Raw genomic sequence first — 6,256 nt, 5'->3', positions numbered from 1 at the left:
TTGGATAAAAAATTTCCTAACCCCGGGGAGACATGGGCTTGAAGCTGAGCACGAACGGTTTGCTCAATGTCTGCCAGGCTATTCATCGGCAACCCCTGGGCTTGAGCGTCCTCATGGAGAATCTGCGCGATGGCGCGCACATGGGAATCGAGTTGCTGACGGCTGTCGGGTGTCATCGCTATGACCGGATAGAAACGATACCTTCTAGGATATTTTTTCTCTGGCTAACGGTTGACGTGCTCCCCCTCAGGCAATCAAGTGGGGAGGGACGCATGACTGAAATTGGCAAAAAAGTGTCACCTCGTTTTGCACCACGCCTAAAATAGAGATGCAACCTAGAATTGAGAGTGATGGAAAGTATTACTCTAAGCCAGCTTCAGCAAGATAGAGAGCAATTGTTGGCTATTTTTGCCAAGTTTCACAGCTCAAATGTTTATGTCTTCGGTTCAGTTGCCAGAGGTGAGGCGACTGCTGACAGTGATGTAGATTTTCTGTGCGAGCCTGACTACAGCAAAGAGTTAGATGTATACCCAGTGAACTTGCAGTGTGCCTTAGAAGCTCACTTGGGGCGGCCTGTAGATGTTGTTACACCCTCGATACTGCGGAATCGCTTTCTAGGCCCTCAGATTCGTTCTGAGATGGTACCGCTATGAGTATCAAGAAAGCAGAAGCTCATCTAGAGGCGATGGTAGCCAATATCAGCAGGCTAGAAGCTGTGATGGCAAAGGTTACCGCAGCTGACCTGGAAACGATGCGGGTCAACCCTGAGCACCGGCTACCGGATGAACTGCGCTCGCAGATGATTTACTATGTGTCGGTTATCGCCGAGGGGGCGAGGAATATCATAGGAACTCCTAGCGAACCGGGTTTGGCCCCTGACTGGTTCACTGGAGATGTTGCCATAGCTTGCAAGCTGCTAATTGGACTTCGGAACATCATGCTACACGGTTATGCCGCCTCAGCCGACGATCGCCAATTCTGGAGTGGCATTAATGGTCCTAGCTATCAAACTGTGCGGGCTGCGGTGATGAGGCTAGCCCAGCAATATCTGTAATCTAGCGTTTGAGAATTGGAGTGCCTAAACCCATGGGCCAAAACTGCAAAACCCGGAAGCCACCAAGGCTAAAGCAGTAGTCTGTTCGTCCGGGGCGTTGAAACGGGGAGCCGCTGGAAGGCCGGTAGGTAGGCGGCTCTTGGCGACAGGGCTGTGGTCTACTTTGACGCCGCGCTCCAGCATCATTTCTTCCCAATCCCGGTAGCTTAGGCTATAGCGCAGATACCACCTCACAGTCAGCAAGATTAAGTCTGATTGGAAATGACGCCACTTAAACGGGGCTGAGGGAGGCATGAATTATTGGCAGCTGCGATCGATGACACCTCAGACTATCCTGAAATCGCAAAAGGTGCCGCTTTTTTGCAACACAGCCGATTTGACCTTGTAGACACCGTCTGACCAAGGATTTCAACAGCTTGTAACGGATGCAATAGCCTTTCCTATTGGGTCTGCTAAGCTGTGCATAGTTTATATTGGGCCGATAGGTGTCTACAGCGTTAACACCAGTGCTATGACTTACACTCTTTCTCAATATCTGACCTTCGAAGAATTTGTTGCCCAATATGGCAATGATGCTCGATATGAACTGGCTGATGGAGAGCTAATTGATATGGAACCGACAGGTCCCCACGAAGCCGTCGGTGGTAAGTTAGCCGTCAAAATTGGTATGGCCATTGCCCAGGCACAGCTCCCCTGGGTCATTCCGCGCACCTGCCTTATTCGTCCGGCCAGTGATGCTGTAACGGCCCGTCGTCCTGATGTGGTGGTTTTAGATGAAACGGTTCTAGTGGATGAGCCCCTATGGGAGCGAGAGCCTGTGATTACATTGGGACGTTCCGTCAAGCTTGTCGTGGAAGTCGTCAGTACGAATTGGGAAACGGATTACGCCCGGAAGGTAGAAGAATATGCGCTTTTAGGCATTCCTGAATATTGGATCGCTGATTTTCGAGGCTTGGGAGGAATTGCGTTTATTGGTAAGCCTAAGCAACCGACACTAACCGTGTGTTGTTTAGACGGTGACGAGTATTACCAAAAGAAATATCGATTAGGGGAATTAATCGAATCATATCTAGTCCCTGATTTACAGCTACGATTAGATGATGTATTGCCACGGTAGAGAAAAGCTTCTCGGATGCTGAAAGGCTTGTCAGATTTCAATACCGACAGAGGGCAAGACAGCACCTTAGTCATTTTTTGAGGCTGCTAAGGATGTCATTGGAATCGGTTAATGCTTAGGCGACCATGCAACTAACTCAACTTGCATGGAGGGGTACGGGTAGTGACAATGCGACCGATACTGTCTCTAAGCTCTTATTCTTTTTTTGTAGACATGCCTCGTCGAGTGAACAAAAAGTGTATAGAATGCGCCCAGATGAGTGCGGCTCAGGCACAGCAGCTGCATGGAAAGCAGGGGGACGGTTGCTGGAGTGAAAAGCGCTGTCCGCGCAGACGATCTCACTATCGCCATCGCCAGGTGCTAAATGAACAGCGGCGGTTGAAGTATCAGCAGCAGGTTGATGGCGCGGTGTCAGCACAGGGGGCGGTGGAAACGGTGACGCTGCCGGTGGCCGGAGAGTCATTGCCTTACGCCAATCTGTATATCTGGCGTGAGAAGCGGAAGGATGCGCCGATTCATGCGATCGCAGTCTCTGTATTTGAAAATGGTGCCAAAGTGCTAGAAGTGGCGCCGATTCACTGCGCGGGCTATCGGAAGCGGCAGCTAGAGCAATACGTTCAAAAGGATGTCATGGGCTATCTGAACGCAAGGTTTGGCATTACCTTCTTCGCCGATGAGATCAGGCTAGAGCCGATGGAGTGCCCCATCAAAGGATGTCCCTGGCACGACCGCCTAGTCCCACCGCCAGAAAACCATGCCGATCACTCGGAGGAGGTAGCTCATGGTTAGTGTGCGTCAGTTAGAGCTGAATTTAGAAGTTGCCCTGGAAACAGCAGCTGAGGTGCCAGAGCAGGCAGATGTGCTAAGTCTTTGGGCTCAGTTTGAAGGGGAGTTGACCGGATTAGCGCTGCACGATCACCTTCGAATAGCGGGCGATATACTCTTGCAGTTATCAGGACTCTGCAAGGCCAAAGCTGAAGTGCTCTGGGACGATTGGCAGGATGCGTACAATGCCGATGGGCCGGTGATGGATGGCGACTGGCTGCAAGGCTTAACTCGGCAGACGCAGGAGCTAGACTTTTCAGATTTGGTCAACCGTTCTTATCGGACGAGCAGTGGGCATCTGAACGAAGAGAAAGCCGATGAGGATTCTGTTGCAGGCATGGTAGAGCAGCAGTCTGTGTTGGATATGATTAATGCGCTAGATGATGCGGCTCTAAAAAGTCAGGCTTTAGCCGTTTCTCATGCTGAAAATGTATCGGACTGGGTGAAGTCTTTAGCGGCTCAGCAGACGGCAGCCCCGCAGCGACTAGTAGATGTGCAGCGGCAGATGAAAATGCCGCTGATCGAGGTATGGATTGCGGCGCTGCTCGGCGGTTTTTTGCTAGAGCAGCGTGGCAGTTTTTACGAGACGCAGGAAGTATGGGTGAGCACGGATCAGGGAAGGTAGGTGCCATGGACTATCAAGGGTTCTGTTGCAAAAAGTTAACGAGGAGAGAATCTCCCTATCGACACCCCGCTGATTATACGGCTACTCCGAAGATTTCGTTGATGAAAGAGATCTGTCCCATGACATCTCCTTTTTCAACGAAATCTTCGGAGTAGTGGCTTAATCAGGAGCACAATTAGGGAGTTATTCTATCTTCATCAAGTTCTTGCAACAGAGCCCTTTTGTCTGATGGCGGCTTAGCAGAGGGAGGAGGGAGGCAGCCTTTGAAAAAGCTGACTGAGCACTATTTCACAACAAAGCTAATCATCCATTAGATTAGGAGAGACTAGTCTTTTTCTCCCGCTTCGATGATGGAAGTTGCCCCTACCTCAATCCAGCAACGCAGAAAATGTTTCCTCCCCCAACAGTCCGGCTAGGGTTATGAGGCTGAGATTCACCCCATCCGGGTCGGCAGAGTCAGTCTCTGCCGGAATTCCCCACTCATCGTTAGGGCCTGCCCAGATTGGAGTACAGCGCCCCAGGCCTCCCTGCCGAAGCAGATCGGCAATCGCGTCAAAGGCAGATTCTAACTGATGTAGGCGTATCCACAGCGCTGAGGCGTTTTCAGGGGCAGTGGCCATGTCTATCCCCAACTTAGTAGCCATCAGTTCTCGTCGAAATTGGGCAATTCTTTCGGAGTAGCCCTCATGAATCGATCGATCCAGGCTGACCACATCCACCCCTCCGTCGAAGGTCATGCCCCGCCGCCGGAAGTGGCTGGTACCCACCAAGCACCAGACATCATCCACAACCACGGTGGTTGAGCGAATGACGGCGGATCGTCCGGGGAAGCCAATGGGGTGAAAGGCCGCGACCCGCTGGCGGTATTCAGTAGTGAGGGTGGCGATGGCCTCCTGGCGGTAGTTTAGAGCGGCTCGGACCCAATTTGCTCTGGCTAGGTCAAAGTCGGGCATGCGAGGCAGGCAGAGAATAACCTTGAGGCGGGGGTTCTCAGCCAGTTGCTGACGGATGACCTCTACCAAATTAAAGTCGGCACTCGCAGGAGATCTGGCTGTGACGGCAAACATGGGGCTTTCGATGTAAATCAGCTCCCGCGCCTGGCCCAGGGCTCGCCGCAGGGTCCATAGGGCATCTCGCTTGCCAAATTTAGAGTTAACGATTTCCTGCTGCACTCGAAAACGAATCGCTTCTTCGTTGTCTACGTCGATGGCGACAGGGACATTGTTAGGGTTCAGTCCCAGTGCTGTATATACATCCGTAAGGGCAGTATCTAAACTGTCCATTGCATCAGGAGTCCGGACAAAACTCAGTTCGGGGGTATCGGTAGCGGGGGCAATGGTTTCCAGCATGGCGGCGGCGACGGTACCTGCTGTGTCAGCTGGGGGTTCGTTCCAGTTTCTGCCCCCAGCAGTTACTATCCAACCGAGGGAATTTTCGGCGGTGGGAACAATCGCCTGGGCTCGCTTCAGAGCATGGCTGGCTAGGTCGTAGGCCAGTCGCCCATCGCAGCGAATGCCGGTGGCGTGGACATCTGGTCCGGCGGGGTTGCCGGGGTTGCCCAGCTCGGGGCGAGAGCAGCGGCTTTCCCAGGTCCAGCGGGCACCGGTGAGGACCGCTTTCCAGTCGAGTGGAGTCTCGGACGCGGAGGCCGTGCCCAGGGCCAGAATGGTTTCGAACCGGGCCTGGGTGGGGAACCTTGGTCCCTGACGGGGTTGGGTTTCGCTGGCCAGGCTGCGGGCTAATTGTGCCAAATCGGCTGATTGACCGGCATCTGCAGGCACTGTCAAGGTGAGGGGAATGCCAAACAGGGGGCTAGGGGCAATGGCGCGGGTGCTCAGATTCTCAAACAGGTTGAGAAACGGGGATTGATTCAAAAGCGCCACACCGCCAAAATTGTCCAAGGTACTTGTCCAGGGGGCTCCACCATCCTGAATCACTACACTGACGGCTGAAAACAGTCGCCGTCGTCGGGGTAGTGCAAGCATAGCTGCTATAAAGTGCCATAAGCTCAAAAGCACTACTACATAAGGGCTTCAGGTTAGTTCTTTTGAACTACTTTTCTGAAAAGAATTCAGAATTTTCCTGTGCGCTTAACGAGTTTACGTTGTTTCAGGCTTCGCCTTTACCCTTATGGCACTTCGTTGCAGCTACGCTCGTAGCACCCCATACTGCCGCATCGCAATCCTATGGTTGTGCGAGTAGTGATGGCAGTTCACCCCGATTAGTTGCCGCATTGCTACAACGGGGTGCGGATATCAATTGTCCGAATCATTTGGCCGAAACGCCCCTGATCGCGACGGCAAAAGGAATTTACTTTGATGCTGATGCGGCGGCATCCTTGCGGTTGCTGGTTGAGGCTGGGGCCGATCGGCAATATCGCGATTGTGACGGGAAACAAGCAATTGATTACTTACGCGAGATGTACCAAATCTGGTTTGACACCACAGTGTTAGCAACCCTTGCCCATCAAGACTTCTACACCTACTGGGCCGATCGGCTGGAGGATGATGACTTTAAAACATATGATCTGCCAGAATATGTTCCAGCGGAACTGCGTACACTGACGCAATCCATCAAATTACTGCTGTAATCGCAGAACAACGCCCATGCACCCGACCGTTGAGAGGTTGCTAGT

At 52.5% G+C, this 6,256-nt stretch carries 7 protein-coding genes and 2 pseudogenes; 6 read left to right on the top strand and 3 right to left on the bottom strand.

Annotation, left to right across the window (positions count from 1 at the left end; genetic code table 11):
- Positions 1–176 (bottom strand): annotated as a pseudogene (locus tag VB741_RS07855) (ISKra4-like element ISLesp1 family transposase); the annotation flags it as partial.
- 174 nt (positions 177–350) lie between these two features.
- Between VB741_RS07855 and VB741_RS26270 the strand changes: the two are divergent.
- Positions 351–653, top strand: coding sequence for a nucleotidyltransferase domain-containing protein (locus VB741_RS26270; RefSeq protein ID WP_323364608.1), 303 nt, complete (start codon positions 351–353; stop codon positions 651–653).
- Positions 650–1,054, top strand: a complete 405-nt coding sequence (locus VB741_RS07845; protein WP_323364607.1) for a hypothetical protein — start codon at positions 650–652, stop codon at positions 1,052–1,054. The genes VB741_RS26270 and VB741_RS07845 overlap by 4 nt, the downstream gene beginning before the upstream one ends.
- Before the next feature lie 144 nt (positions 1,055–1,198).
- Here VB741_RS07845 and VB741_RS07840 read toward each other — a convergent pair.
- A pseudogene (locus VB741_RS07840) lies at positions 1,199–1,348 on the bottom strand (IS6 family transposase); the annotation flags it as partial.
- Positions 1,349–1,565: 217 nt separating this feature from the next.
- Between VB741_RS07840 and VB741_RS07835 the strand changes: the two are divergent.
- From VB741_RS07835 to VB741_RS07825, 3 genes are all read left to right on the top strand, one after another.
- Positions 1,566–2,171 (top strand): Uma2 family endonuclease, encoded by a 606-nt coding sequence (locus VB741_RS07835; protein WP_323364606.1) that lies wholly within the window; start codon positions 1,566–1,568, stop codon positions 2,169–2,171.
- A 213-nt stretch (positions 2,172–2,384) separates the two neighbouring features.
- Positions 2,385–2,960 carry a hypothetical protein gene (locus VB741_RS07830; protein WP_323364605.1) on the top strand — a complete coding sequence of 192 codons (576 nt, stop codon included), beginning with the start codon at positions 2,385–2,387 and terminating at the stop codon, positions 2,958–2,960.
- Positions 2,953–3,621 carry a hypothetical protein gene (locus tag VB741_RS07825; protein ID WP_323364604.1) on the top strand — a complete coding sequence of 223 codons (669 nt, stop codon included), beginning with the start codon at positions 2,953–2,955 and terminating at the stop codon, positions 3,619–3,621. The genes VB741_RS07830 and VB741_RS07825 overlap by 8 nt, the downstream gene beginning before the upstream one ends.
- 368 nt (positions 3,622–3,989) lie before the next feature.
- On the opposite strand, the gene VB741_RS07820 is transcribed toward VB741_RS07825, so the two are convergent.
- Positions 3,990–5,606: a hypothetical protein gene (locus VB741_RS07820; protein ID WP_323364603.1), complete on the bottom strand. Its 1,617-nt coding sequence runs from the start codon at positions 5,604–5,606 to the stop codon at positions 3,990–3,992.
- A gap of 62 nt (positions 5,607–5,668) precedes the next feature.
- On the opposite strand from VB741_RS07820, the gene VB741_RS07815 reads away from it, so the two are divergent.
- Positions 5,669–6,211 (top strand): hypothetical protein, encoded by a 543-nt coding sequence (locus VB741_RS07815; protein ID WP_323364602.1) that lies wholly within the window; start codon positions 5,669–5,671, stop codon positions 6,209–6,211.
- Positions 6,212–6,256: the final 45 nt, after the last annotated feature.

The organism is Leptothoe sp. PORK10 BA2, assembly GCF_034932105.1.
Classification (GTDB): domain Bacteria; phylum Cyanobacteriota; class Cyanobacteriia; order Phormidesmidales; family Phormidesmidaceae; genus Leptothoe.
Note: the sequence above shows the minus strand (reverse complement) of the source record. Positions and strands in the feature narration are given on the sequence as shown.